The sequence below is a fragment of the Rhizobium sp. YTUHZ045 genome, from assembly GCF_051124255.1.
Lineage (GTDB): Bacteria > Pseudomonadota > Alphaproteobacteria > Rhizobiales > Rhizobiaceae > Rhizobium.
This window is the reverse complement of the sequence record NZ_CP101432.1, coordinates 4,297,072-4,320,914: the sequence shown is the minus strand read 5'-3', so window position 1 is coordinate 4,320,914 and position 23,843 is coordinate 4,297,072. Positions and strand designations below refer to the sequence as shown.

Genomic DNA, 23,843 nt, shown 5'->3' with positions numbered 1-23,843 from the left:
TTGTTTGTTATCGCGCGGAGCGTCCATGACCATTGCCGACACACAGCCGCACATGCAGAGCACGCAGGAGATCGGCACCGCCTGGGACCGGATGGTCGCCAAGCGCCGCTTCTACACCGTGCTCGGCCTGGTTATCCTTATCGCGGCTTTCGTGAGCTCCGTCCGCTTTGCCGATGAGAGCAATGCCGGCCATTTCTTCGAACGCCTGCCGCACCTATTCGACTTCCTGAGCTGGCTCATCCCCAAGGATTGGAACGACGTCTGGCGCGCGATCTTCGACATAGCGAGCGTCAACGACAAGGGCGGCGAGGAATTCAACTTCATCAAAGGCCGCGTCTATATCTCGGGAGACTTCTACATCCCGGAATATTTCGAGCTGATGATCATCACGATCAACGTGGCGCTGATCTCGACTATCATCGCCTTCGTCTTTGCCGTGCCCTTGAGCTTCTTTGCGGCGCGCAACCTGACGAGTTCGTGGCCGCTGCGCGTCTTCACCAAGCGGCTGATGGAATTCCTGCGCGCCTTCCCGGAAATCGTCATCGCCGGCCTATTTTCGGCGATCCTGTCGATCGGGCCGGTCGCCGCCATCATCGCCATCACCCTGCACACGATCGGCGCGCTCGGCAAACTCTTCTACGAGGTTGCCGAAAACATCGACATGAAGCCGCATGAGGGGATGAAGGCCGTTGGCGCCAACTGGTGGGAGCGGGTGCGCTTCGCCGTCCTGCCGCAAGTGCTGCCGAATTTCACCTCCTATGCGCTGCTGCGCCTGGAGATCAACGTGCGCGCCTCGACCATCATCGGCGCCGTCGGCGGCGGCGGCATCGGCGAAGAGCTAAAGCTTTCGATCTCGCGCGGCTTCGGCGCAAAGACCGTTGCCCTCGTACTCCTGTTGTTCGTGACGATCATCGCCGTCGACCAGTTCTCCGCCTGGCTGCGCCGCCGTCTCGTCGGCGAACACGCCTTCCTTCTGCAACATTGAGGCCGCCATGACGGTGATCGACGCAAACCGCATGCAAGAGATTGAAGCGCGCTATCCGGAATATTTCCACCGGTCGTTCCGCCAGCGTTTCGGCGGGCTGATGATCCTCATTGCGACCCTCCTCTACGGCCTCTACGCCGTCTGGTTCTTTGACCTGCCCAAGCTTCTTGCCGAAGCTCACTGGGAGCGCGTCGGCATCTATCTCAGCCAATGGGTGAGTTATGATGTGCAGCCGGACTTCCGCATCCAGGACGACGGCTCGATCGAGGTGCGTTATCCCCGCTTCTCGCCGCTCGGCGACAATCCGCATCCGGACTGGGTGGTCAACAATCCCGATGGCAGCATCACCGTTTCCGTCAGCGGCACCAGCCGCAGCATCACCGTTTCGAAGAGCGAAACGATCGTGACCGCGCACGGCGTCAGCGTCCCGGTCAACGTTTCGAGCGGCGCGCCCCAGGTGGTCGGCCCGGTGCCGAGCTGGATGACGGTCTATGACGACAACGTGCTCGCTGATCTCGGCTTTGCCGGCGACGTCAGCATTTCCGTTGATCGCGTGAAAGTTCGCAAGCGTTTCCTCGGCTGGGCGAATTTCCTCTTCGACACGCAATCGTCATTCTTCGACAAGCCGGTCGGCGACGTCCTTGGCCTCATTGTCTCCGGCCCGCGCATCAAGCCCGACCAGTCCAACCTGTCGCTCGCTTTCGATGACATCTGGAACAACAGCGAATGGCAGCACGGCGACGTCTGGACCAAGCTTTTCCAGACGATCGTCATGGCCTTTCTCGGAACGCTGCTCGGCGCGCTTGCCGCCTTCCCGCTCGCCTTCCTGGCGGCACGCAACATCACTCCGAACCGCCTCTTGAACCAGATTCTCAAGCGCTTCTTCGATTTCCTGCGCTCTGTCGACATGCTGATCTGGGCGCTTTTCCTGACACGCGCCTTCGGCCCAGGGCCGCTTGCCGGCAGCGGCGCGATCTTCCTCACCGAGACCGGCACGCTCGGCAAGCTTTATTCCGAGGGGCTCGAGAACATCGACAACAAGCCGCGGGAAGGCATCAAATCGACTGGCGCCCAGACCGTGCTCGTCCATCGTTACGGCATCATGCCGCAGATCGTCCCCGTCATCGTCAGCCAGACGCTCTACCAGTGGGAATCGAACGTGCGCGGCGCCACGATCATCGGCGCTGTCGGCGCAGGCGGCATCGGCCTCAAACTCTGGGAGGCAATGCGCACCAACGCCAACTGGGAAAACGTCGCCTATATGGTCATTCTGATCCTGATCGTCGTCTTCCTGTTCGACGCGGCTTCGAACGCGCTGCGCCATCGGCTGATGGGCACGAATTCGCACTGAGCACTCGATGAAGGCCGGTGGCGGCCCGGCCGTCATCATCATTCTGTCACGGAAATCTTTTAGCCGGGAGCCTGCTTGCGGTTCGCCGCCAAATCACTGCACATTGCGCTCCCCGTTTCGACGATCCCCAGGACAAAATCCTTGCGCTACGCTCTCTATTTTTCGCCGCCAAAGGATGACCCTCTGACCGGCGCGGCTTCGCTCTGGCTCGGCCGCGATGCGTTCAGCGGCAAAACCTATCCTGCACCCGCACATGAGACGCTGAGTGCGGCAGAGCAGTTCGAGCTGACTGCCGACCCGCGACGCTACGGCTTTCATGCGACGATCAAGGCGCCGTTTTCGCTTGCCGCTTCTGTCACCGAAAAGGATCTCATGGCCTTTGCCGAGGAGTTTGCCGCGCGCACGCCGGCTTTCGAGATTCCCGAACTGGTGCTTGGCCAGCTCGGCCGCTTCTTCGCCCTTGTTCCCGGCTCTCTTCATCAACCTCTTCAGGATTTCGCCGCGAAGGTGGTAAAGTCATTCGAGCCGTTTCGCGCGGCGCTCTCCGAAGCCGATATCATCAGGCGTAACCCGGAGAAGCTCAGCGAAAGCCAACGCGCCAATCTGCAGCGCTGGGGTTATCCTTACGTCATGGAGGATTTCGGCTTTCACATGACGCTAAGCGGCCAGGTCCCGGAGACACGCGCCGAGGTGATGAAAGCGATTCTGACCGAGCGCTTTGCCGGTTTCACCGGCCGGCCGCTTTCGATCTCCGGTCTAGCCGTCTTCATCGAGGAGACGCGCGGCGCCCCGTTCGAAGTTCGTTCCTGGCTGCCCCTTGCCGGCGCCAAAAACTGAAAGACCTGACAATATGAGCAAAGAAACCGTCTTTTCCAACGCCCGCATCGTTCTCGAGGACGACATTCTTTCAGGATCGATCCTCATCCGCGACGGCAAGATCGCCGATATCTCTGAAGGCAATTCGGTAGCCGGCGAAGATTTCGAGGGGGATTACGTCATTCCCGGACTTGTCGAACTGCATACCGACCATCTCGAAGGCCATTATCAGCCGCGTCCGGGCATTCGCTGGCACAAGACGGCTGCCGTCCAGGCTCATGACGCCCAGATCGTCACATCGGGCATCACGACGGTCTTCGACTGCCTGCGCATGGGCGCGGACGAGGACGGCGGGTTCGAACATGGCGAGATGCGCGAAATGGCCGACGCCATCCAATCGGCGGAGAAGGAAGGCAGGCTGCGCGCCGAACACCTCATCCACCTGCGCTGCGAGGTATCGGCCGACAATGTGCTTGAACATTTCGCCGATTTCGAAAATGATCCGCATGTGCGGCTCGTCTCGCTGATGGATCACGCGCCCGGCCAGCGGCAGTTCCAGACGATGGATCAATATATCTTCTACTACCAAAAGAAGCGTGGTCTGAGCGATGAGGCCTTTGCCCGTTTCGTCGCCAAGCGCCAGGCGGAATCGGCGCGCAATTCGACGCCACATCGAAACGCCATCGCCAAGGTCTGCGCCGAGCGCGGCATCACGGTCGCAAGCCATGACGACGCCACACTCTCCCATGTCGACGAGGCGATCGACAATGGCGTGCGCCTTGCCGAGTTTCCGACCAGCTTCGATGCCGCCCGGGCATCGCACGAGCACGGCATGAGCGTGCTGATGGGGGCGCCGAACATCGTGCGCGGCAAATCCCATTCCGGCAACATCGCCGCCCGCGATCTCGCCGAAATGGGCGTGCTCGACGTTCTGTCCTCCGATTACGTACCGCTCAGCCTGCTGCATGCACCCTTCATCCTTGCCGACGAGGTGGAAAGCATCACCCTTCCGAAAGCGATCGCGATGGTGACGTCGACGCCTGCCCGCACCGTCAGCCTCAATGATCGAGGCCGGATCGCGCCCGGGCTGCGCGCCGATCTCGTCCGTGTCCACCGCTCGCACGGCGTGCCGGTGACACGCTCCGTCTGGCGCCAGGGACGCCGTGTCGCATGACGCCGCACGAACCCCATGCGGCTGCTGGAGCCGAACGCGGCATCATGGTCGTCGTCGTCGGGCCGAGCGGCGCCGGCAAGGACACGCTGATGAACCTCGCTGCGCGGCGTTTTTCCGGCCGCGACAACGTCCATTTCGCCCGCCGCGTCATCACCCGCCACCGCGATGCCGGCGGCGAGGATCATCTTTCCGTCTCCCTTCAAGGCTTTGCCGCCATGGAGCAGTCAGGCTCCTTCGCCGTGTGGTGGGAGGCGCATGGCCTGAAATACGGCATTCCGGCCGAAGTCTCGGTGGCGCTGTCGAGAGGCCATATCGTCGTGGCCAACGGCTCGCGCTCGGCGCTTCACCGCTTCCAGGCCGCTTTCCCGCGGCTGAAGGTCATCAATGTCACGGCCCGTCCCGAAGTGCTCGCCAGCCGGCTGGAAGCGCGCGGCCGCGAGACACATGAGGACATCATGGCCAGGCTTGCCCGCGGCCCGCTGACCGTGCGCGGCGACTATGACGTGACGGAACTCGACAATAGCGGTTCGCTGGAAGAGGCCGAACAGAAGATGATCGCGATTCTGGACGAATTGCTGGCCGAAGTGCAGCGACCACAGTAGGGAGGCAGGATGCGCGCCATCAAAGTCGTCGATTACGACACTTCCTGGCCACTGCTCTTTGCCGCAATCAGCGCCGAGGTCTCCGTCCTGCTCGGTGATCTCGTGCAGTCCATCGACCACATCGGCAGCACATCTGTGCCTGGACTTGCAGCCAAGCCGAAAATCGACCTCGATGTCGTCGTGGTATCTGACGACGCCTTACCGGCAGCGATAGAATTGGTACGCGCTGCCGACTTCACCTTTCACGGTGACCCTCACGGAGACGGCCGCTGGGTCTTTACCCGTAACCGCGAGGCTTGCGGGTACAGGCTCTATGTTTGCCCGCCCGATAATCCCGTGCATCGGCAGCGCATCCTGTTTCGCAACTATCTCCGAGACCATCCCGCAAAGGCCAAGGCCTATGCCGACCTCAAACGCCGCCTGGCCGCGGAGGCGGACGGCGATTGGGATTTCTATACCGGCGGCAAGACCGAGTTCGTCGAGGAAACGATGAGATTGGCTACGTCGAAAACATGAAACCGGAATGCGCCGCGCACTCCGGCCATCGTCGATCAATCGCCCTCGCCGCGTCCGGATACGATCTCGCGCTTGCCGACATGGTTTGCCGGGCCGACGAGACCTTCCTTTTCCATCCGCTCCACCAGGGAGGCGGCTCTGTTGTAGCCGATGCCGAGGCGGCGCTGGATGTAGGAGGTTGAGCACTTCTTGTCCCGCATGACGACCTTGACGGCCTGCTGGTAGAGCTCGTCACCGTCTTCGGCGCCCATAGCACTCTTGTCGAAGACGGCGCCGTCTTCTTCATTCTCGACGTCTTCCTCTTCGTCGGCCGTGACCGTATCCAGATATTCAGGACGGCCCTGCGTCTTCAGATGCGCGACGACTTTTTCGACCTCGGCATCGGAGACGAAGGGGCCATGGACACGGGCGATGCGGCCGCCACCCTGCATATGCAGCATGTCACCCTGTCCGAGCAGTTGCTCTGCGCCCTGCTCGCCGAGGATGGTGCGGCTGTCGATCTTCGAGGTGACCTGGAAGGAAATGCGGGTCGGGAAATTCGCCTTGATCGTGCCGGTGATGACATCGACCGACGGACGCTGGGTCGCCATGATCAGGTGAATACCGGCGGCACGCGCCATCTGCGCCAGACGCTGGATCGCACCTTCAATCTCTTTGCCGGCGACCATCATCAGATCGGCCATCTCGTCGACGATGACGACGATGTAAGGCATCGGCGCAAGATCCAGCTCCTGGCTTTCTTCGATCGGCGCACCGGTTCCCCTGTCGAAGCCGGTCTGAACCATGATGTGGATGGTCTCGCCCTTTTCGCGTGCCTGGGAGACGCGGCCGTTATAGCCGTCGATGTTGCGCACGCCGAGGCGCGACATCTTGCGATAACGCTCCTCCATCTCGCGCACCGCCCATTTCAGCGCCATGACAGCCTTTTTCGGATCGGTGACGACGGGCGTCAGCAGATGCGGAATACCGTCATAGACGGAGAGTTCGAGCATCTTCGGGTCGACCATGATCAGCCGGCATTGCTCCGGCGTCATGCGGTAGAGCAGCGACAGGATCATCGTATTGATGGCGACCGATTTGCCCGAACCGGTGGTGCCGGCGACGAGCAGATGCGGCATCTTTGCGAGCTCGGCGATCACAGGCTCACCGCCGATGGTCTTGCCGAGGCCGAGCGCCAGCTTATAGCCGCTCTTGTCGAAATCCTGGCTCTCGATCATCTCCCGGAAATAGACGGTTTCACGGGTGACATTCGGCAGCTCGATGCCGATGACGTTGCGGCCCGGGACCACGGCGACGCGGGCCGAAAGCGCCGACATCGAGCGGGCGATATCATCGGCCAGGCCGATGACGCGCGACGACTTCACGCCCGGCGCCGGCTCGAATTCATAGAGGGTGACGACGGGGCCGGGGCGGACATGAATGATCTCGCCCTTGATGCCGAAATCCTCAAGCACGCTTTCCAGAAGACCGGCATTCTGCTCCAGCGTCTCCTGCGACATGATCTCGCCGAGGCGTTCAGGCGGCTCCTGCAAAAGGGCGCGCGGCGGGAATTCATAACCTGATGCATCGATCTTTTCAGGCCTTGCCGCAAGGCGCGGCGACGGCAGGACTGCGGCGACCGGGGGCGTAGGCCGAGGCATAGAGGCGGCCTGAGGGACCGCCGTGACCTGAGGCATCGGCGCAGTCTGGGGTGCGACCTGAGGCGCAGGTGCAATCGCCGCCTCGCGGGTACGCACGGGCCTTTCCAGGGAAATCGCAGCCGGCGGGCGCAGAGCCGCCGGCGCGGGCGCTGCAGCCGGCGGCTGGACCGGTCGGGATGCCGCCTGAGCGGGCTTCAGCGCGCCCGGACGCCATTCCATGACGCGAAACAGCGAGGTGATCGATTCGGGCGCGGTCTCGATCTTCGGAAGAATGATCGAGGGCGCGCGCACCGGTTCGCCCTCCTCGAACGCCATGACTTCCCAGAAGGCAAAATCGGAAATCGAAGACAGTTCGGAAGCGACGCGCAGGGTAGGAGCCTCCACCGCGGCGGCCGGCGGCTGCAGCGTCTCGATCTCAGCCTGCGCTACGGCAGGTTCAGCGGGCTCCGGCAGGTAGATATCGAAGGGCACGTCGACCGCGACCGGTTCTATCCGTATCGCCTGCTGTTCCGCTTCCGGTTCACTGCGAACGGGCTCGTTCGACGGGCGGCGGCGGCTGATCAGCGTTTCGGGCGTGCGGGTGAAGCGAACATTCGGCGCGAGCGAGAAGTTGCTCTGCCAGATCGGTGCCGGCGGCCTCTCGCCTGGATTTTCCTCCGGAAGCTCCGTTTCAATGCCGCTGGAAAAATCTGCGGCATCCGTCAAATTGGTTCTGGGAAAACGCATGCGTCCGCTACTCACTCATGCCTAACAAATTACGACCCTACCGGGATAGAAAAGGAAGGTTAATAAGTTCCTTCCAGCCGTATCGTTCCGATACGGCCGAGGGAGGTACATGGCCGTGATTTCAATGAGTTAGGAGAAGCGGAAAAATCTTTTTCGCTGGGGGAGGCGGTTAATGCGCCTCGTCCCAATTGGTGGCGGCGCGGGCATCGACCTTGAGCGGCACGCGCATTTCGAGCGCTGGCATCGTGGCGTTTTCCATGACCGAGACGATGACCGGCATTGCCTTTTCGACGTCCTCATCCTCGACCTCGAAAATCAACTCGTCATGCACCTGCAGCAACATGCGCACACGCTCGGCAAGACCGGCTTCGGCGAGCGCCGGCTCCATCTTGATCATCGCCCGGCGAATGACGTCGGCCGCAGAGCCCTGGATCGGCGCGTTGATTGCCGCCCTTTCGTTGAAGGCGCGCACCGAAGGGTTGGAAGAGCGGATTTCGGGATAGTTGATGCGGCGGCCGAAGATCGTTTCGACATAACCCTTGTCGCGGGCCATTGCCTTGCGGCTTTCCATATAGTCGCGGATGCCGGGGAAGCGCTCGAAATATTTTTTGATGTAGTCGCCGGCCTCCGAGCGTTCGATCGAAAGCTGGTTGGCGAGGCCGAAGGCGGAGATGCCGTAGATGATGCCGAAATTGATCGCCTTGGCACGGCGGCGCACTTCACCCGGCATGCCTTCGACCGGCACGCCGAACATTTCCGAAGCGGTCATGGCGTGAATGTCGACGCCGTCCTCGAAGGCCTTGGTCAGCTGCGGGATCTCGGCCACATGGGCAAGTACGCGCAGTTCGATCTGACTGTAATCGGCGGAAATCAGCTTGTGACCCGGCGTCGAGATAAAGGCGGTGCGGATTTTGCGGCCTTCTGCGGTGCGCACGGGAATGTTCTGCAGATTCGGCTCGGACGAGGAGAGGCGCCCCGTGGTCGTCGAAGCCAGCGAATAGGAGGTGTGGACTCGCCTGGTCTCCGGATGGACATAGCCCGGAAGCGCGTCGGTATAGGTGGATTTCAGCTTGGTGAGCTGGCGCCAATCGACGATCTTGCGCGGCAGCTCGAAACCGGCGGCGGCGAGATCCTCGAGCACCGAAGCGGAGGTCGACCATTGTCCGGTCTTCGTCTTGCTGCCGCCGGCAAGGCCCATCTTGCCGAACAGGATGTCGCCCAGCTGCTTCGGCGAACCGATATTGAACCGCTCGCCGGCGAGCTGGTAGATCTCGTCTTCCAGGCGCGCCGCACCCTGAGCCAGTTCGCCGGACAGCCGCGACAGGATCTGCCGATCGACCGTAATGCCACGCGCTTCCATGCGCGCCAGCACCGGCAGCAGCGGCCGCTCCAGCCGCTCGTAAACACTGGTCAGCCCCGCCGCCGCCAGCCGCGGCTTCAGCACCAGCCAGAGGCGCAGCGTCACGTCGGCGTCCTCGGCGGCATAATGGGTGGCGCGGTCGATATCGACCAGGTCGAAGGTGACGTTCGCCTTGCCGCTGCCCGCCACATCCTTGTAGGGGATCGGCGTATGGCCGAGGAATTTTTCCGAGAGCGGATCCATGCCGTGAGCGCCGGTGCCGGCGTCGAGCACATAGGAGATCAGCATCGTGTCGTCGAAACTCTTCGTCTCGATGCCATAGCGCTTCATCAAGAGGTAGTCGTATTTCAGGTTCTGGGCGACCTTGAGGACCGATTCGTCCTCCAGCAATGCCTTCAGCCGCGGCAAGGCGTCACCCATGGAAATCTGGTTTTCGGCCAGGCCGCCGCCGAGCAGATCGCCGACGCCATTCTTGTGGGCGAGCGGCACATAGGCGGCGCGAATCTTCGTGCCGGTGGGATCGCTGACATTGTCGGCGATCGCCATCGCAAAGCCGACAAGCTCGGCCTGCATCGCATCCAGCGACGTGGTCTCCGTATCGAAAGCCATGAGGCCGGTGTCGCGCGCATCGGCGATCCATCGGTCGAGCGTCGCGAGATCGCGGATCGTCGCATAGTTTGAATGATCGAAGGGCAGCGCCGCAAAAGCCTCGGCCCGCGCCTTGGCGAGATCGGCCGGCGAAAAAGCGCCTTCGATACCGGCCTTTGCCTTCGCGCGAGGCGGCACGGGCACCGATTCGCCCGAAACGTCCGGTATGCCGCCGGCAACAGGCTCCGGCTCGGCCGCATCGAGATCAGGACCATGGGCCGCCTTGCCCCACTCGATCGGGACCACCGCCGGTTCGATGGTGCTCGCATCGCAATCGCAGACTTCGGCGACGCGTCGTGTCAGCGACGTGAATTCCATCGTCTTCAGGAAGCCGATCAGCTTCGGGCCGTTTTGCGGTTCCAGTACCAGCGCGTCGAGATCGAGATCGAGCGGCACATCGGTGCGCAGGCGGACGAGTTCGCGCGAAAGCCTCGCCATCTCGATATTGGCAAGGATCATCTCACGCCGCTTGACCTGCTTGATCTCGGTGGCGCGCTCGAGCAGCGTGTCGAGATCGCCATATTCCTCGAGGAGCTGGGCGGCGGTTTTCGGGCCGATTCCCGGAATGCCGGGAACATTGTCCACGGAATCGCCGGTCATCGCCTGCAGGTCGATCATCTTTTCCGGCGGCACGCCCCATTTCTCGATGACGTCGGGAATGCCGATCTGCTTGTCCTTCATGCTGTCATACATGTGGACGTTGGGGGTGACGAGCTGCATCAGATCCTTGTCGGAGGAAACGATGGTGACGTCGGCGCCTGATGCTTCGGCCTGGCGGGCGTAGGTGGCGATGATGTCGTCGGCCTCGAAGCCTTCGGTCTCGATGCAGGGCAGATTGAAGGCGCGAGTCGCCTCTCTTATGAGGCCGAATTGCGGGATGAGCTCTTCCGGTGGGGCCGAACGGTTTGCCTTGTAGGCGTCGTAGAGATCCTTGCGGAATGTCTTAGCGGAATAGTCGAAAATGACGGCAAGATGGGTCGGCGTTACCCCTACATCGGTGTTGCGCGCATCCCTCAAGAGCTTCCACAGCATGTTGCAGAAACCGGAGACGGCGCCGACCGGAAGACCGTCGGTCTTGCGCGTCAGCGGCGGTAGTGCGTGAAAGGCCCGAAAGATGAAGCCGGAACCATCGACTAGGAAGAGGTGATCGCCTTTTTTCATGCGTGCATGGATAGCGCGGGCAGGAAACGAGGTCCATATAAAGTTCGGTGCGCCAAGAGCGGAAAGAATTTCCGCTCACCAAACTGTTACCGATTTGTAACGTACCGTTACCCTTGAAAAACCACATTCGTAGCTACAAATGCATGTCACCGGCGCTTGATCGCGTCGCGGGTCTGATTACCGGCTTGTCCCCCGCCGCATCAGGCTTGGACAAAGGCCTTATCCCCCTCTCCGGGCCTTTGTCCCCATTTTAAAGTCGCCATGGCCAACCTCCAGGTCATGGCGACTTTTGTTTTTCAGGTTCGCGCAGTTCTGATCGCAGCTTGCATTTTTTTGCAGCATCCTCTGCGATTTGCTGCATTGTCTCCGGCACGGTTTTGAGCCTAACTTGCGATCATGGGATTTAACCGCATGGATTCGGGAGCTTACCTTGCCAGCCAGCTGGCGAAGGGTTTTGCCCGCTCGCTGCACCAGCGCGCGATAGGGCTTGGTTTCTCTCCCGGCCAGTTTCCCATCCTGCTGGAACTCTGGGCCGAGGACGGGCTGACCCAGAAACAGCTTCTCGACCGAGTCGCTATCGAGCAGGCGACCATGGCCAATACGCTTTCGCGCATGGTCCGCGACGGGCTGATCGAGCGCCGGCCGCATCCCTCCGACAAGCGGGCGCAGCTGATTTTCCTGACGCCGAAGGCGCGTGCAATGGAAGCTGAGGCGATCGAGACCGCGCGTCAGGCGGACCTCGCGCTGTTCAAAGGCTTTCGCGGATTCGAACGCGAGCTGACGCTCGAATATATCCGCCGGCTGCTGGAAAACGCCAAGACGCTCTGATCGAGATTATTCACCGGCAAGACGCGTAGATCGCCGCCACGGAGGCGGCGACGCGTCAGCGTCGGCCGTCGAGGACAGAAGGCTTTTGGCGGCGAGCTTGATGCTCGGCTCGATATCCGGCTTGCCGAGCAAAAAGCCCTGCACCTGCGAGCAGCCTTCTTCGAGGACGATCTGGCGCTGCGTCTCGGTTTCGACGCCCTCCGTCACGACAGGCATGCCGAGGCTGTGGCCGAGACCGATGATTGCGCGCACGATCGAACGTGACGCCGCGTCATGTTCCAGCATGCCGGTGAAGCTGCGGTCGACCTTGATCTTGTCGAACGGGAAGGTTCGCAGGTTGGAAAGCGAGGAAAAACCGGTGCCGAAGTCGTCCATGACGATGTGAACACCAAGACTGCGCAGGCGCAGCAGCGTGGCCATCACCCGATCGCGGTCACGGATGAGAGCGGCCTCGGTGATTTCGATTTCCAACCGGTCGGGCGCGAGCCCCGTTTCCTCGAGGATTGCCTCGATCCGCTCGCAAAGGTTCGGCAGCATGAACTGCACCGGCGAGACATTGACGGCGATCGTCAGCGGATGCGGCCAGCGCGCAGCTTCTGCGCAGGCCTCGCGCAGCACCCATTCGCCGAGCTGGACAATCGATCCGCTTTCCTCGGCGATCGGAATAAAGACATCCGGCTCGCTGATGCCGTGCCCCGGCCGGTTCCAGCGCATCAGGGCCTCATAACCGCTGACCTCGCCGCTCAGTGCGCCGTAAATCGGCTGATAGCTGACATGGATCTGATTGCGGGTGATGGCGTGGCGCAGTTCGCTTTCGATCTGGCGGCGGGCGCGCGTGGCTTCGTCCATTTCCGCGTCGAAGAAACAGGCCTTGCCGCGACCGCCGTGCTTGACCCGATAGAGTGCGATATCGGCATTGTTGCAGATCTCGTCCACATCACGTCCGTCGGCCGGATAAAGGGCGATGCCGAGGCTGACGCCGACGGCTGTTGGGTCGCGTGCCGTATCCATCTCGGCGGCGAATTCGTCGAGGATCGCCGCTGCGAGCTTCTGCGCGGCCGCCGGTTGCTGTCCGGCGGGCTGGATGATGGCAAATTCATCGCCACCGAGACGGGCGATCGTATCGCTTTCATCGGCGACGCGCCGGAGGATCGAGGCAACCTTGCGGAGAATTCGGTCGCCCTCGGCATGGCCGAAAATATCATTGACGCTCTTGAACCGATCGAGATCGATATAGAAGAGGGCCACCTTGCTGCTCTTTCGTTCGGCCATCTGCAGCGCCTGACGGATGCGCGTATCGAACAACGACCGGTTCGGAAGATCGGTGAGAACATCGTGGTGGGCGAGATGTTCGATCATCTCCTCGGCCTGTCTGCGCTCCGTCAGATCGCGCACCGCCAGCACGTCACAATTGTGCCCGCGATAGACGATCCTGCTCGTATTGACTTCGACGGCGATCTCCTTGCCGCTGCTGGTGCTGAGCAAGGTCTCGCCGGGCCTGTTCTGCCCCTGTATGGCGGTCAAAGCAGCGGACGGCGCCTTGCCGACAAGATCGGCAAGCTTCCAGCCGGAAAGAGCCTGGAAGCGTTCATTGGCGTCGATGACCCTGCCTTCGCGCAGGATCAGCAGCCCTTCCTGCGAGGCATTGGCGAGCCCTCTCAGATCCGTCAGATGGCTGTCGATAAAGACCACCGCGATAGCGGTCAAAATGAGAGCCGTCGCCGCTGCCACCACGATCGCTGCCAGCAGGCTGGTATCGAGCACCATCGCCGGGACCTCTTTGCCGGGATCCGGCACAAGCGTGATGCTTGCCATCGAAATGAAGTGGAGAGCGCAGATTGCAAGGACAAAGATGACGGACGAGGTGAGGAGCCGCCTCAAGCCGCTCCACTGAAAGAAGGCGTAGAATGCAGCGCTCGACAGCAGCGCCCCCGCGAGAACCGCACTCAGCGTCATGTAGGGATCGTAGACGATCACCGCCTGTGTCTCAATCGCCTGCATACCGGTCAGGTGCATCGAGGCGATGCCGAGCGCCATCAGGACGCCGCCGCGGATGCGCGAAAACCTGCCGCGGCTCTCCGAAGCGACGACGATCGCCGCCCACGAACCGGCAACCGACAGGAGAAAGGAAAGCGCCGTCAGCCCCAGTTGGTAGCTGATCGGCATGCCGCCGTCATAGGCCAGCATCGCGATGAAGTGCGTTGCCCATACGCCGGTGCCGAAGGCGAAAGCCGAGGCGCCTATCCAGAGCTTGCGGCGCCCGGCATCGCATCCTTGAGCGCGTGAAAGCGGCAGCATCGCTGCCATCGCGCCGATCAGACAAACCGCCGCGGCCGCGAGCACCAGCCGCCAATCATGATCGTCGCGAATACATGTAATGACCGAAAACATCCGCTCCCCCGAACAGCTGAATACGGCCAAGTTATTTGGGTTCTACTAAATAACTGTAAATTGAATTAGAAGGTTCTTCTATATCGCCTCAGTAATCTTCTTGCACCCGATCCGGACGCCGCCGCTTTCGCGCCGCCCATTTGCTTTTCCGCCTCGCCTGCTTTCCTCGTTTGGTCTATCGTCCGGCCAAATTTCAAAAAGGAGTCGAAAATGACGGATCTACAACAAGTGCTTGCGCGCGCGGATCAGAACCTTTCCTCAAGCCTCGAAAAGCTGTTCGAGCTTCTGCGCATTCAGTCGATTTCCACCGATCCCGTCTACAAGGCCGAATGCCGGAAGGCAGCCGAATGGCTGGTCGCCTATCTCGAAGGCCTCGGCTTTACCGCCTCGGTGCGTGACACACCCGGCCATCCGATGGTCGTCGCCCACCATGGCGGCGCTTCCGCCGACGCGCCGCATGTGCTTTTCTACGGCCATTACGACGTGCAGCCGGTCGACCCGATCGAGCTCTGGGAAAACGATCCCTTCGAGCCCTCGATCAAGGATGTCGGCGATGGCCGCAAGATCCTGACCGGGCGCGGCACCTCCGACGACAAGGGCCAACTGATGACCTTCGTCGAAGCCTGCCGCGCCTACAAAGAGATCAACGGCGCACTTCCCTGCCGCATCACCATTCTGTTCGAGGGCGAGGAGGAATCGGGCTCACCGTCCCTGAAACCCTTCCTCGAAGCCAACGCCGCCGAACTCAAGGCCGATTATGCGCTTGTCTGCGATACCGGCATGTGGGACCGCGATACGCCGGCAATCGCCGCGGCACTGCGCGGCCTCGTCGGCGAAGAAGTGGTCGTGACGGCCGCCGACCGCGACCTGCATTCCGGCCTCTTCGGCGGCGCTGCGGCCAATCCGATCCATATTCTCGTCGAGGCGCTTGCCGGCCTGCATGACGAGACCGGCCGCATCACGCTTGATGGCTTTTACGACGGCGTCGAGGAAACGCCCGACAACATCAAGGCGTCATGGGAGACGCTCGGCAAGACGGCCGAGAGTTTTCTCGGTGAAGTCGGCCTTTCCATTCCCTCCGGCGAAAAGGGCCGGTCGGTGCTGGAACTCACCTGGGCCCGGCCGACAGCCGAAATCAACGGCATTTGGGGCGGATATACCGGCGAAGGCTTCAAGACGGTCATCGCCGCCAAGGCCTCGGCCAAGGTTTCGTTTCGGCTCGTCGGCACGCAGGATCCGGCTGCTATCCGCGAGGCTTTCCGCAGCTATGTCAGGTCGAAAATTCCGGCCGACTGCTCGGTCGAATTCCATCCGCATGGCGGCTCGCCGGCGATTCATCTCTCCTATGATTCGCCTGTTCTGACCAAGGCGAAGACGGCGCTTTCCGACGAGTGGCCGAAACCTGCCATCGTCATCGGCATGGGCGGCTCGATCCCGATCGTCGGAGATTTCCAGAAGATGCTCGGCATGGAATCGCTGCTCGTCGGCTTCGGCCTCGCCGATGACCGTATCCATTCGCCGAACGAGAAATACGAGCTTGTCTCCTACCACAAGGGCATCCGCTCCTGGGTGCGGATCCTTCAGGCGCTCGCCGGCTGAAGGGCAATTGCGCGCAGTGTCGGCGCGCCAAAATCAAAAATACAAAAAGGCCGGTCGCCCGGCCTTTCGTCATCCGCTCGGCTCAGTGCCAGTTCATCCGTGGTCAAGGAGCAAGCGGGTATTGATGTCAGACTGCCGCCGAAAGGTTAACAAAAGGTTAACCTTTCGGTCGGGACCAGACCTCAATTGCCGAACAGCCTGACGTGCCGGAGACGCTCCGCGCTTCTGTCAGTTCACGTGCCCTGTAGCAGCGCATGAGAGCACAAATCTCCCCCCGTTCAAGCTACGTTCATCGCGCTCGGCCTATAAAGTATTGAAAGAAAAGCGAATGGTGACGCCCTAACAAATGCCGGCGATCGCTCTATCTTTTGTTCCAAATGGCATATGCCAAGGAAAGGCAGTCGAGCGCTGCCAGAAAACACGCCAACGAGGAGTGAGAAGCGTGAAAAAACTCATCGTCAAAATAGCCGCGGCCACACTGCTTGTGCTGGCTCCGGCAATAGCGCAGGCCGCCGAGGGTTACTCGACGGCAAACGTCAACATGCGCGCAGGGCCAAGCACCCGGTATCCCGCCGTCGCCGTCATACCCGCCGGTTCGTCCGTCGAAATCCGTGGATGCCTTTCCAACGTCAACTGGTGTGACGTCGAATTCTACGGCGGCCGCGGCTGGGTTTCGGGCCAGTACGTGCAGGCAGTCTACGAGCAACGCCGCGTCTATGTTGGCCCGGAATATTACCGTCCGCTGGGCATTCCGCTGGTCACCTTCAGCGTCGGCAATTATTGGGACCGTTACTACCGCCATCGCGATTTTTATCGCGAGCGTGACCGCTGGAGCCGCGGCCCGGACTATTATTACCGTGACCGCGACTATCGGGATCGGGATTACCTGGATCGGGACTACAGGGTCCGCGAGTATCGTCGGGATCGCGACCGGGACCGGGACTGGCGCGACGAGGATCGACGGGACGACCGCAGAGATGAAGCTCGCAGGCGGGAGCGTCGGGACAGGGATACCAGGAGTTCGGATTTCCGTGACCTGCCGCAGTTCAGAGGCGGCAAAGCCGACACCTACAATCATCCGGACCCCAGGGCCTCGCCCTTCGTCTGCCGTCCGGGCGATCCCAAGTGCGACTGAAAGAGCAGGGCGGCAGCGATGCCGCCCTTTTCTCAACAGCACTCATCGTGAACGGAGTCGAGAAAAAGCCCGGCGCTCCTTGGGGGGATGCACCGGGCCTGATGTCGATCGGCGCGCGTTGAGGGGAGACGGCCGATCATTCGCGGGACGTGAGGGGCTGTCCCGCTTCTCCATAAACAGCCGTCGAGCCTATTGGTTCCAGTCGGTGCATAATTCTTAAATCAGCAATTCCATTTTATTGTTACACCGCCTCCCCGGTGGTCATGACCCGCGCGCCTCGACAGCGCGACCACTCACTCTTTGTCCTTTAACACCCCGTTAAATCGCCGCAATTACAGTTCACTCGGATGATCGCGTCGCCCGCTGTATGGTTCCTTAAATCGAAATCAGTTTAAGGACAAAATTATGCAGCACTTCAAAGTGCTACAGCGTCCTTCTCGCGTCTAATAGAGACGCCTGACGCTGTAACTGGGCGCCGTTATGCGAAGTGGGCTTCGCGATCGAACAGGGGATGCGACCGGTCCGCGATGGCAGGCAGAGGCAAATCAGGCGACAGAATCGAACCGTCCTTCAGCGGCCGCCCGGCCCGCGAAGATGATGAATTTTCGCTCGACGCCGATGACCGCGTCATCGGAAGCAGATCCGCGCGTCGCGGCGGCTCCAAGCCCCCGCCGCAGCGTGCCGCCCGCCAGCGGCGGCGCGAGCCGCGGGAGCGTGAAGGCGGCGGCCTTTTCGGTTTCCTGCGCGGCGTGGTCTACTGGTGCGTCGTGCTTTTCATCTGGGCCGGCATCGGCGTTGCCGGGCTCGTTCTCTATTACGGCTCGCGCATGCCGAGCGCCAGCACATGGGCGATCCCCGAGCGTCCGCCGAACGTCAAGATCACCGCCGTCGACGGCAGCGTCATTGCCAATCGCGGCGCCACCGGCGGCGAGGCGCTGTCGCTCGAAAACATGTCGCCCTATATTCCCGAAGCCGTCATCGCCATCGAAGATCGGCGTTTTTATTCGCATTTTGGCGTCGATCCGCTCGGCCTTGGGCGGGCGATCGTCACCAATTTCACGGCCGGCCACATGGTGCAGGGCGGTTCGACCCTGACGCAACAGCTTGCCAAGAATCTCTTCCTCTCTCCCGAGAGAACGCTGGAACGCAAAGTGCAGGAGGTGCTGCTCGCGCTCTGGCTGGAGCAGAAATACACCAAGGACCAGATCCTTGCGATGTATCTCAACCGGGTGTTCTTCGGATCGAACGCCTATGGCGTCGAGGCGGCCTCTCGCCGCTACTTCAACAAATCGGCGCGTGATGTGAACCTCGGCGAGGCAGCGGTGCTGGCGGGCCTGCTCAAGGCGCCGTCGCGGCTTTCGCCGGCCCGCGACGCGGAAGCGGCGAATGCGCGCGCCCAACTCGTGCTGGCGGCGATGCGCGAGCAGGGGTTCATCACCGATTCCGAGGTCAAGACAGCGATGTCGCAGACCCCGGCTTCGGCCAAGAGCTACTGGTCGGGCGCCGGGCATTATGTCGCCGATATGGTCATGGACGAATTGCCGGCACTGATCGGCGACGTCAAGGAAGACATCATCGTCGATACGACGATCGACAAATCGCTGGAGAAGAAGGCTGAGCAGTCGCTGGTCGACGTGCTCGACAAGGAGGGCGGCAAGCTCGATGCCTCGCAGGCGGCCCTGGTCTCGATCGACGGCACCGGGGCGATCCGGGCACTCGTCGGCGGCAGAGACTATGCGACGAGCCAGTTCAACCGCGCCGTCAAGGCCAAGCGCCAGCCGGGATCTTCGTTCAAGCCCTTCGTCTATACGGCGGCGCTGGAAAAAGGGCTCACACCTTTTTCGGTGTTCAACGACGCGCCGATTCGCATCGGCGACTGGACGCCGGAGAATTACGAGAAGAAATACAATGGCGAAGTGACGCTGGCGACCGCACTCGCCAAGTCGCTGAACACGGTGGCCGCGCAGCTGGTCATGTATGACGGGCCGGATCAGGTGATCAAGCTCGCCCACCGGCTCGGGATCGAAAGCGAGCTGCAGCCGAACGCCTCGATTGCACTCGGGACGTCCGAAGTGTCGCTGATGGAACTGACCGCCTCCTATGCCGCCTTCATGAACGGCGGCTACAAGGCGACGCCGCACGTCATCCGCCGAGTGACGACCGCCGAGGGCAAGGTTCTCTACGAAAATACCTATGACAATCCGCCGCGCGTGCTTTCCGAACAGATTGCCGCGCAGATGGATGCGATGATGATGGGCGTCATCGAAAACGGCACCGGCAAGAGTGCCAAGATTCCCGGCTGGCAGGCGGCGGGCAAGACCGGCACGACGCAGAATTCGCGCGACGCGCTGTTCGTCGGCTTTACCAGCAACCTCACGACAGGCGTCTGGTTCGGCAATGACGACGGCAAGCCGATGAAGAAGGTGACCGGCGGCGGTCTTCCAGCCAAAGCCTGGAAGGAATTCATGGTCGCCGCCCACAAGGGTCTTTCGCCGGCGCCGCTCTTCGGCAACGGCCAGCTGATCGACGATCCGAACAGCGGCCAGCCGATGGCGCAGGCAGCGCCTGACGGCGGGCAGCCGGTAACGGCCGAAGTGCCGCCACAGACGACGATCGGCGGCATCATTTCCGGCGTCTTCGGCGGCGGCGAGAATGCAGAACGGTATCCACAGGCGCCTGTCCGGCAACAGCGGGCAAGCCCCGGCAACGGCCCTGTTCCTCCTGCAGACGTAGCCGACGGCGGCAGTTCAGGCTACGACGGCATCGTGCCGCCCGGCGATGTCGGTGGGTCTCAGACGACCTCCTCGGTGCAGCCTCGGCGCACGACCCTGCTCGACCTGATCATGGGTCAATGAGATTCCGTGCTGCATGCCCGGCGCAAGCCATACATCCTAGAAATCGTACGCTTTCCGCGGATCGGGCGGCCTCTTTCCCGGCTGCTGCGAAAATTGAAGGCAACACATTCGTTTTGCCGGATTCCGGGCCATTTCCCGCCTTGCAGTCGAGAAAACCGCTCCTTATATACGCCGCATCACCGCAATCACGATTGCGTAATCGCAAGTAGACCCATCCCGTAAGGGGCTGTCAGGGAAATGCCTTCTGGGGGTTCCGACAGCTTGCTTCAAGGAGAGAATGACATGGCAAAAGTAATTGGTATCGACCTTGGAACGACGAATTCCTGCGTCGCAGTCATGGACGGCAAGGACGCAAAGGTCATCGAGAACGCGGAAGGTGCGCGCACGACCCCTTCCATGGTGGCCTTTTCCGATGATGGCGAGCGCCTCGTCGGCCAGCCGGCCAAGCGCCAGGCGGTCACCAACCCGACGAACACCCTCTTTGCAGTGAAGCGCCTGATCGGCCGCCGCTACGAAGATCCGACCGTCGAGAAGGACAAGCATCTCGTTCCCTTCAGCATCGTCAAGGGCGACAATGGCGACGCCTGGGTCGAAGCCAATGGCAAGGGCTACTCGCCCGCACAGATTTCCGCGATGATCCTTCAGAAGATGAAGGAAACCGCCGAATCCTATCTCGGCGAAAAGGTCGAGAAAGCCGTCATTACCGTTCCGGCGTACTTCAACGACGCGCAGCGCCAGGCAACCAAGGATGCCGGCAAGATCGCCGGTCTTGAAGTGCTGCGCATCATCAACGAGCCGACCGCTGCCGCTCTCGCCTACGGCCTCGACAAGAAGGACGGCAAGACGATCGCCGTCTACGACCTTGGCGGCGGCACCTTCGATATTTCGATCCTCGAGATCGGTGACGGCGTCTTCGAGGTGAAGTCCACCAACGGCGACACCTTCCTCGGCGGTGAAGACTTCGACATGCGCCTCGTCGAATATCTCGTTGCCGAATTCAAGAAGGACAACGGCATCGATCTGAAGAACGACAAGCTTGCCCTGCAGCGCCTCAAGGAAGCCGCGGAAAAGGCCAAGATCGAACTGTCGTCGTCGCAGCAGACCGAAATCAACCTGCCGTTCATCACGGCTGACGCCTCCGGCCCGAAGCACCTGACGCTGAAGCTGACCCGCGCCAAGCTCGAGAGCCTGGTTGACGATCTGGTCCAGCGTACGATCGCGCCCTGCAAGGCAGCCCTCAAGGACGCCGGCGTCACCGCTGCCGAAATCGACGAAGTGGTTCTCGTCGGCGGCATGAGCCGCATGCCGAAGGTGCAGGAAGTCGTCAAGCAGCTGTTCGGCAAGGAGCCGCACAAGGGCGTCAACCCGGATGAAGTGGTTGCGCTCGGCGCCGCCATCCAGGCCGGCGTTCTGCAGGGCGACGTCAAGGACGTTCTGCTGCTCGACGTCACCCCGTTGTCGCTAGGCATCGAAACGCTCGGCGGCGTCTTCACCCGTCTGATCGAACGGAACACGACGATCCCGACCAAGAAGAGCCAGACCTTCTCGACCGCCGAAGACAACCAGCAGGCCGTCACCATCCGCGTTTCGCAGGGCGAGCGCGAAATGGCTGCCGACAACAAGCTGCTCGGCCAGTTCGACCTCGTCGGCCTGCCGCCGTCACCGCGCGGCGTGCCGCAGATCGAAGTCACCTTCGACATCGACGCCAACGGCATCGTGCAAGTTTCGGCCAAGGACAAGGGCACCGGCAAGGAACAGCAGATCCGCATCCAGGCTTCCGGCGGCCTCTCCGACGCCGACATCGAAAAGATGGTCAAGGATGCCGAGTCGCATGCTGCCGAAGACAAGAAGCGTCGCGAGACCGTCGAAGCCAAGAACCAGGCCGAAAGCCTGATCCACTCCACGGAAAAGTCGCTGAAGGATTACGGCGACAAGGTCTCCGAAGCCGACCGCACCGCGATCTCGGATGCAATCGCCGCGCTGAAGTCCTCGACCGAGGCAACCGAAGCCGACGCCGAAGACATCAAGGCCAAGACCCAGACGCTCATGGAAGTTTCCATGAAGCTCGGCCAGGCGATCTATGAAGCACAGCAGGCCGAAGGCGGCGCTACGGCCGATACCTCCGCGGAAGGCGGCGACAATGTCGTCGACGCCGACTACGAGGAAATCAAGGACGACGACCGCAAGAAGTCCGCGTAATCCGCGGCGGCGTGATAGTGCTTCAACACCTGATCCGGCTGCTCACCATGGCAGCCGGAAATCCATTTCCGGGGTTTAATCCTTAATGGCAAAAGCGGACTTTTACGAAACTCTGGGTGTAGCCAAATCGGCGGACGAGAAAGAGCTGAAGAGCGCCTTCCGAAAGCTGGCAATGAAATATCATCCGGACAAGAACCCGGATGACAAGGAAGCTGAACGGAAGTTCAAGGAAATCAACGAAGCCTACGAGATGCTCAAGGACCCGCAAAAGCGGGCAGCCTATGATCGTTATGGCCATGCGGCCTTCGAACATGGCGGCATGGGCGGCGGTGGCGGCGGCTTTGCCGGTGGCGGCTTCTCCGACATCTTCGAGGATATTTTCGGCGAGATGATGGGCGGCGGCCGGGCGCGCCAGCGCTCTGCCGGAGGCCGCGAGCGCGGCGCCGATCTTCGCTACAATATGGAAATAACGCTGGAAGAGGCTTTCTCTGGCAAGACGGCGCAGATCCGCGTTCCCACTTCCATCACCTGCGACGTCTGTTCGGGTTCGGGCGCCAAGCCAGGCACCCAGCCGAAGAACTGCGGCACCTGCCAGGGCTCGGGCCGCGTGCGCGCGGCCCAAGGCTTCTTCTCGATCGAGCGGACCTGCCCGACCTGCCACGGCCGCGGCCAGATCATTCCCGATCCGTGCCCGAAGTGCCACGGCCAGGGCCGGGTGACGGAAGAACGGTCGCTCTCGGTCAATATTCCCGCCGGCATCGAGGACGGTACGCGCATCCGCCTGCAGGGCGAGGGCGAAGCCGGGGCTCGCGGCGGACCGGCCGGCGATCTTTATATCTTCCTGTCGGTGAAGCCGCATGAATTCTACCAGCGCGACGGAGCTGACCTCTATTGCGCCGTGCCGATCTCGATGACGACGGCTGCTCTTGGCGGAACCTTCGATGTCGCGACGCTCGACGGCACCAAATCGCGGGTGAGCGTGCCTGAGGGCACGCAGGCGGGCAAACAGTTCCGTCTCAAGGGCAAGGGCATGCCGGTGCTGCGTTCGGCGCAGACGGGCGACCTTTATATCCAGATCCAGATCGAGACACCGCAAAAGCTCACCAAACGTCAGCGCGAACTGCTGCAGGAATTCGAGCAGATTTCCTCCAAGGAGAACAATCCCGAGTCGACCGGCTTCTTTGCCCGGATGAAGGAATTCTTCGAAGGCTGAGCGGTCGATCGATACGCAATCGCGAGAGCCGGGGATGGAAACGTCTGCGGCTTTTTTTTGCTCGCGCAAATCCTAATTTGAGACATGGGAGTTCATGCCGGGCGATCTGTTCCAGATCGACACGGCGCCCGATCGGAACCGGAACTTGCGTTAACGCAGCCCGATGATGCCGCTTGCAAGTTTTTAAAATGACTCCAATCTCTGCCGTCAGCGCATGACCCAGGATCTCGGCATCGAAGTCAGGAGGGTGATGCGCAGTTTCAGAGCGACAGAGCGTTTCCGGCGCGTCCCATTGGATGCAGACGCTCTAACGGGGACCACGAAGCAAGAGTATCCATCATGGCGCCAGCCTTTTCCTCTCAGTCCGAAGATGTCGACGTTCTCGCCGGCGCAATCTACACATGGTGTGCCGAGCGCAATATCAAGCTTCGCAGCCAGCAGGGCCTTTCCATCGCCAGTATCGCGATCGACCTATACCACGCCGGCCACCAGACGCAGGACGACCTGCTGACGGCGTTGCATGGGTGCGAGATTCACTAATTCACCAGCGCGTCGCGAAATGCGTCTACCGCTGGGGACAGGCAGCCCCGACATGGTTCGGAGGTCGTCCCTGTTGCTTTTCCGAGCTCAGATGACCGCTTGGC

The 23,843-nt window shown here is 61.5% G+C and carries 16 protein-coding genes; 13 read left to right on the top strand and 3 right to left on the bottom strand.

Annotated elements, in window-relative coordinates:
- Positions 1 to 25 precede the first annotated feature (25 nt).
- The 6 genes from phnE (NMA58_RS21095) to NMA58_RS21070 all read left to right on the top strand — a co-directional run bounded on the left by phnE (NMA58_RS21095) (position 26) and on the right by NMA58_RS21070 (position 5,444).
- On the top strand, positions 26 to 985 hold the full coding sequence (phnE, locus tag NMA58_RS21095; RefSeq protein WP_434711810.1) for a phosphonate ABC transporter, permease protein PhnE: 960 nt from the start codon (positions 26 to 28) through the stop codon (positions 983 to 985).
- A 7-nt stretch (positions 986 to 992) separates the two neighbouring features.
- On the top strand, positions 993 to 2,336 hold the full coding sequence (gene phnE, locus NMA58_RS21090) for a phosphonate ABC transporter, permease protein PhnE (RefSeq protein ID WP_434711809.1): 1,344 nt from the start codon (positions 993 to 995) through the stop codon (positions 2,334 to 2,336).
- 141 nt (positions 2,337 to 2,477) lie between these two features.
- A complete protein-coding gene (locus NMA58_RS21085; RefSeq protein ID WP_434711808.1) occupies positions 2,478 to 3,173 on the top strand; it encodes a DUF1045 domain-containing protein in 696 nt (231 codons plus the stop codon).
- A 13-nt stretch (positions 3,174 to 3,186) separates the two neighbouring features.
- On the top strand, positions 3,187 to 4,326 hold the full coding sequence (locus NMA58_RS21080; protein ID WP_434711807.1) for an alpha-D-ribose 1-methylphosphonate 5-triphosphate diphosphatase: 1,140 nt from the start codon (positions 3,187 to 3,189) through the stop codon (positions 4,324 to 4,326).
- A complete protein-coding gene (gene phnN / locus NMA58_RS21075; protein WP_097600430.1) occupies positions 4,323 to 4,928 on the top strand; it encodes a phosphonate metabolism protein/1,5-bisphosphokinase (PRPP-forming) PhnN in 606 nt (201 codons plus the stop codon). Before NMA58_RS21080 ends, phnN begins: the two co-directional genes overlap by 4 nt.
- A gap of 9 nt (positions 4,929 to 4,937) precedes the next feature.
- Positions 4,938 to 5,444, top strand: a complete 507-nt coding sequence (locus tag NMA58_RS21070) for a GrpB family protein (RefSeq protein WP_434711806.1) — start codon at positions 4,938 to 4,940, stop codon at positions 5,442 to 5,444.
- 35 nt (positions 5,445 to 5,479) lie between these two features.
- On the opposite strand, the gene NMA58_RS21065 is transcribed toward NMA58_RS21070, so the two are convergent.
- Positions 5,480 to 7,810 (bottom strand): DNA translocase FtsK, encoded by a 2,331-nt coding sequence (locus NMA58_RS21065; protein WP_434711805.1) that lies wholly within the window; start codon positions 7,808 to 7,810, stop codon positions 5,480 to 5,482.
- A gap of 169 nt (positions 7,811 to 7,979) precedes the next feature.
- Positions 7,980 to 10,979, bottom strand: coding sequence for a DNA polymerase I (gene polA, locus NMA58_RS21060; RefSeq protein ID WP_434711804.1), 3,000 nt, complete (start codon positions 10,977 to 10,979; stop codon positions 7,980 to 7,982).
- Positions 10,980 to 11,390: 411 nt separating this feature from the next.
- Between polA and NMA58_RS21055 the strand changes: the two genes are divergently transcribed.
- Positions 11,391 to 11,807, top strand: coding sequence for a MarR family winged helix-turn-helix transcriptional regulator (locus NMA58_RS21055; RefSeq protein ID WP_434711803.1), 417 nt, complete (start codon positions 11,391 to 11,393; stop codon positions 11,805 to 11,807).
- A 6-nt stretch (positions 11,808 to 11,813) separates the two neighbouring features.
- On the opposite strand, the gene NMA58_RS21050 is transcribed toward NMA58_RS21055, so the two are convergent.
- Positions 11,814 to 14,198, bottom strand: a complete 2,385-nt coding sequence (locus NMA58_RS21050; protein ID WP_434711802.1) for a bifunctional diguanylate cyclase/phosphodiesterase — start codon at positions 14,196 to 14,198, stop codon at positions 11,814 to 11,816.
- 210 nt (positions 14,199 to 14,408) lie between these two features.
- On the opposite strand from NMA58_RS21050, the gene NMA58_RS21045 reads away from it, so the two are divergent.
- The 6 genes from NMA58_RS21045 (at position 14,409) to NMA58_RS21020 (ending at position 23,739) form a co-directional block, all read left to right on the top strand.
- Positions 14,409 to 15,797 carry a dipeptidase gene (locus NMA58_RS21045; protein WP_085776539.1) on the top strand — a complete coding sequence of 463 codons (1,389 nt, stop codon included), beginning with the start codon at positions 14,409 to 14,411 and terminating at the stop codon, positions 15,795 to 15,797.
- A 442-nt stretch (positions 15,798 to 16,239) separates the two neighbouring features.
- The gene (locus NMA58_RS21040; RefSeq protein ID WP_434711801.1) at positions 16,240 to 16,932 is read left to right on the top strand and encodes an SH3 domain-containing protein; all 693 of its coding nucleotides are present in this window, start codon (positions 16,240 to 16,242) and stop codon (positions 16,930 to 16,932) included.
- 527 nt (positions 16,933 to 17,459) lie between these two features.
- Positions 17,460 to 19,787 carry a transglycosylase domain-containing protein gene (locus tag NMA58_RS21035; RefSeq protein ID WP_434711800.1) on the top strand — a complete coding sequence of 776 codons (2,328 nt, stop codon included), beginning with the start codon at positions 17,460 to 17,462 and terminating at the stop codon, positions 19,785 to 19,787.
- A gap of 282 nt (positions 19,788 to 20,069) precedes the next feature.
- Positions 20,070 to 21,986 (top strand): molecular chaperone DnaK, encoded by a 1,917-nt coding sequence (dnaK, locus tag NMA58_RS21030; RefSeq protein WP_434711799.1) that lies wholly within the window; start codon positions 20,070 to 20,072, stop codon positions 21,984 to 21,986.
- An 85-nt stretch (positions 21,987 to 22,071) separates the two neighbouring features.
- Positions 22,072 to 23,199: a molecular chaperone DnaJ gene (dnaJ, locus tag NMA58_RS21025; protein ID WP_085776535.1), complete on the top strand. Its 1,128-nt coding sequence runs from the start codon at positions 22,072 to 22,074 to the stop codon at positions 23,197 to 23,199.
- A 339-nt stretch (positions 23,200 to 23,538) separates the two neighbouring features.
- The gene (locus tag NMA58_RS21020) at positions 23,539 to 23,739 is read left to right on the top strand and encodes a hypothetical protein (RefSeq protein ID WP_085776534.1); all 201 of its coding nucleotides are present in this window, start codon (positions 23,539 to 23,541) and stop codon (positions 23,737 to 23,739) included.
- Positions 23,740 to 23,843: the final 104 nt, after the last annotated feature.

Bases quoted from the DNA above. Each gene is read 5' to 3' on its own strand.
- phnE (WP_434711810.1), top strand. From the start codon at position 26: ATGACCATTGCCGACACACAGCCGCACATGCAGAGCACGCAGGAGATC.
- phnE (WP_434711809.1), top strand. From the start codon at position 993: ATGACGGTGATCGACGCAAACCGCATGCAAGAGATTGAAGCGCGCTAT.
- NMA58_RS21080 (WP_434711807.1), top strand. From the start codon at position 3,187: ATGAGCAAAGAAACCGTCTTTTCCAACGCCCGCATCGTTCTCGAGGAC.
- phnN (WP_097600430.1), top strand. From the start codon at position 4,323: ATGACGCCGCACGAACCCCATGCGGCTGCTGGAGCCGAACGCGGCATC.
- NMA58_RS21070 (WP_434711806.1), top strand. From the start codon at position 4,938: ATGCGCGCCATCAAAGTCGTCGATTACGACACTTCCTGGCCACTGCTC.
- NMA58_RS21065 (WP_434711805.1), bottom strand. From the start codon at position 7,810: ATGCGTTTTCCCAGAACCAATTTGACGGATGCCGCAGATTTTTCCAGC.
- polA (WP_434711804.1), bottom strand. From the start codon at position 10,979: ATGAAAAAAGGCGATCACCTCTTCCTAGTCGATGGTTCCGGCTTCATC.
- NMA58_RS21055 (WP_434711803.1), top strand. From the start codon at position 11,391: ATGGATTCGGGAGCTTACCTTGCCAGCCAGCTGGCGAAGGGTTTTGCC.
- NMA58_RS21050 (WP_434711802.1), bottom strand. From the start codon at position 14,198: ATGTTTTCGGTCATTACATGTATTCGCGACGATCATGATTGGCGGCTG.
- NMA58_RS21045 (WP_085776539.1), top strand. From the start codon at position 14,409: ATGACGGATCTACAACAAGTGCTTGCGCGCGCGGATCAGAACCTTTCC.
- NMA58_RS21035 (WP_434711800.1), top strand. From the start codon at position 17,460: ATGGCAGGCAGAGGCAAATCAGGCGACAGAATCGAACCGTCCTTCAGC.
- dnaK (WP_434711799.1), top strand. From the start codon at position 20,070: ATGGCAAAAGTAATTGGTATCGACCTTGGAACGACGAATTCCTGCGTC.
- dnaJ (WP_085776535.1), top strand. From the start codon at position 22,072: ATGGCAAAAGCGGACTTTTACGAAACTCTGGGTGTAGCCAAATCGGCG.
- NMA58_RS21020 (WP_085776534.1), top strand. From the start codon at position 23,539: ATGGCGCCAGCCTTTTCCTCTCAGTCCGAAGATGTCGACGTTCTCGCC.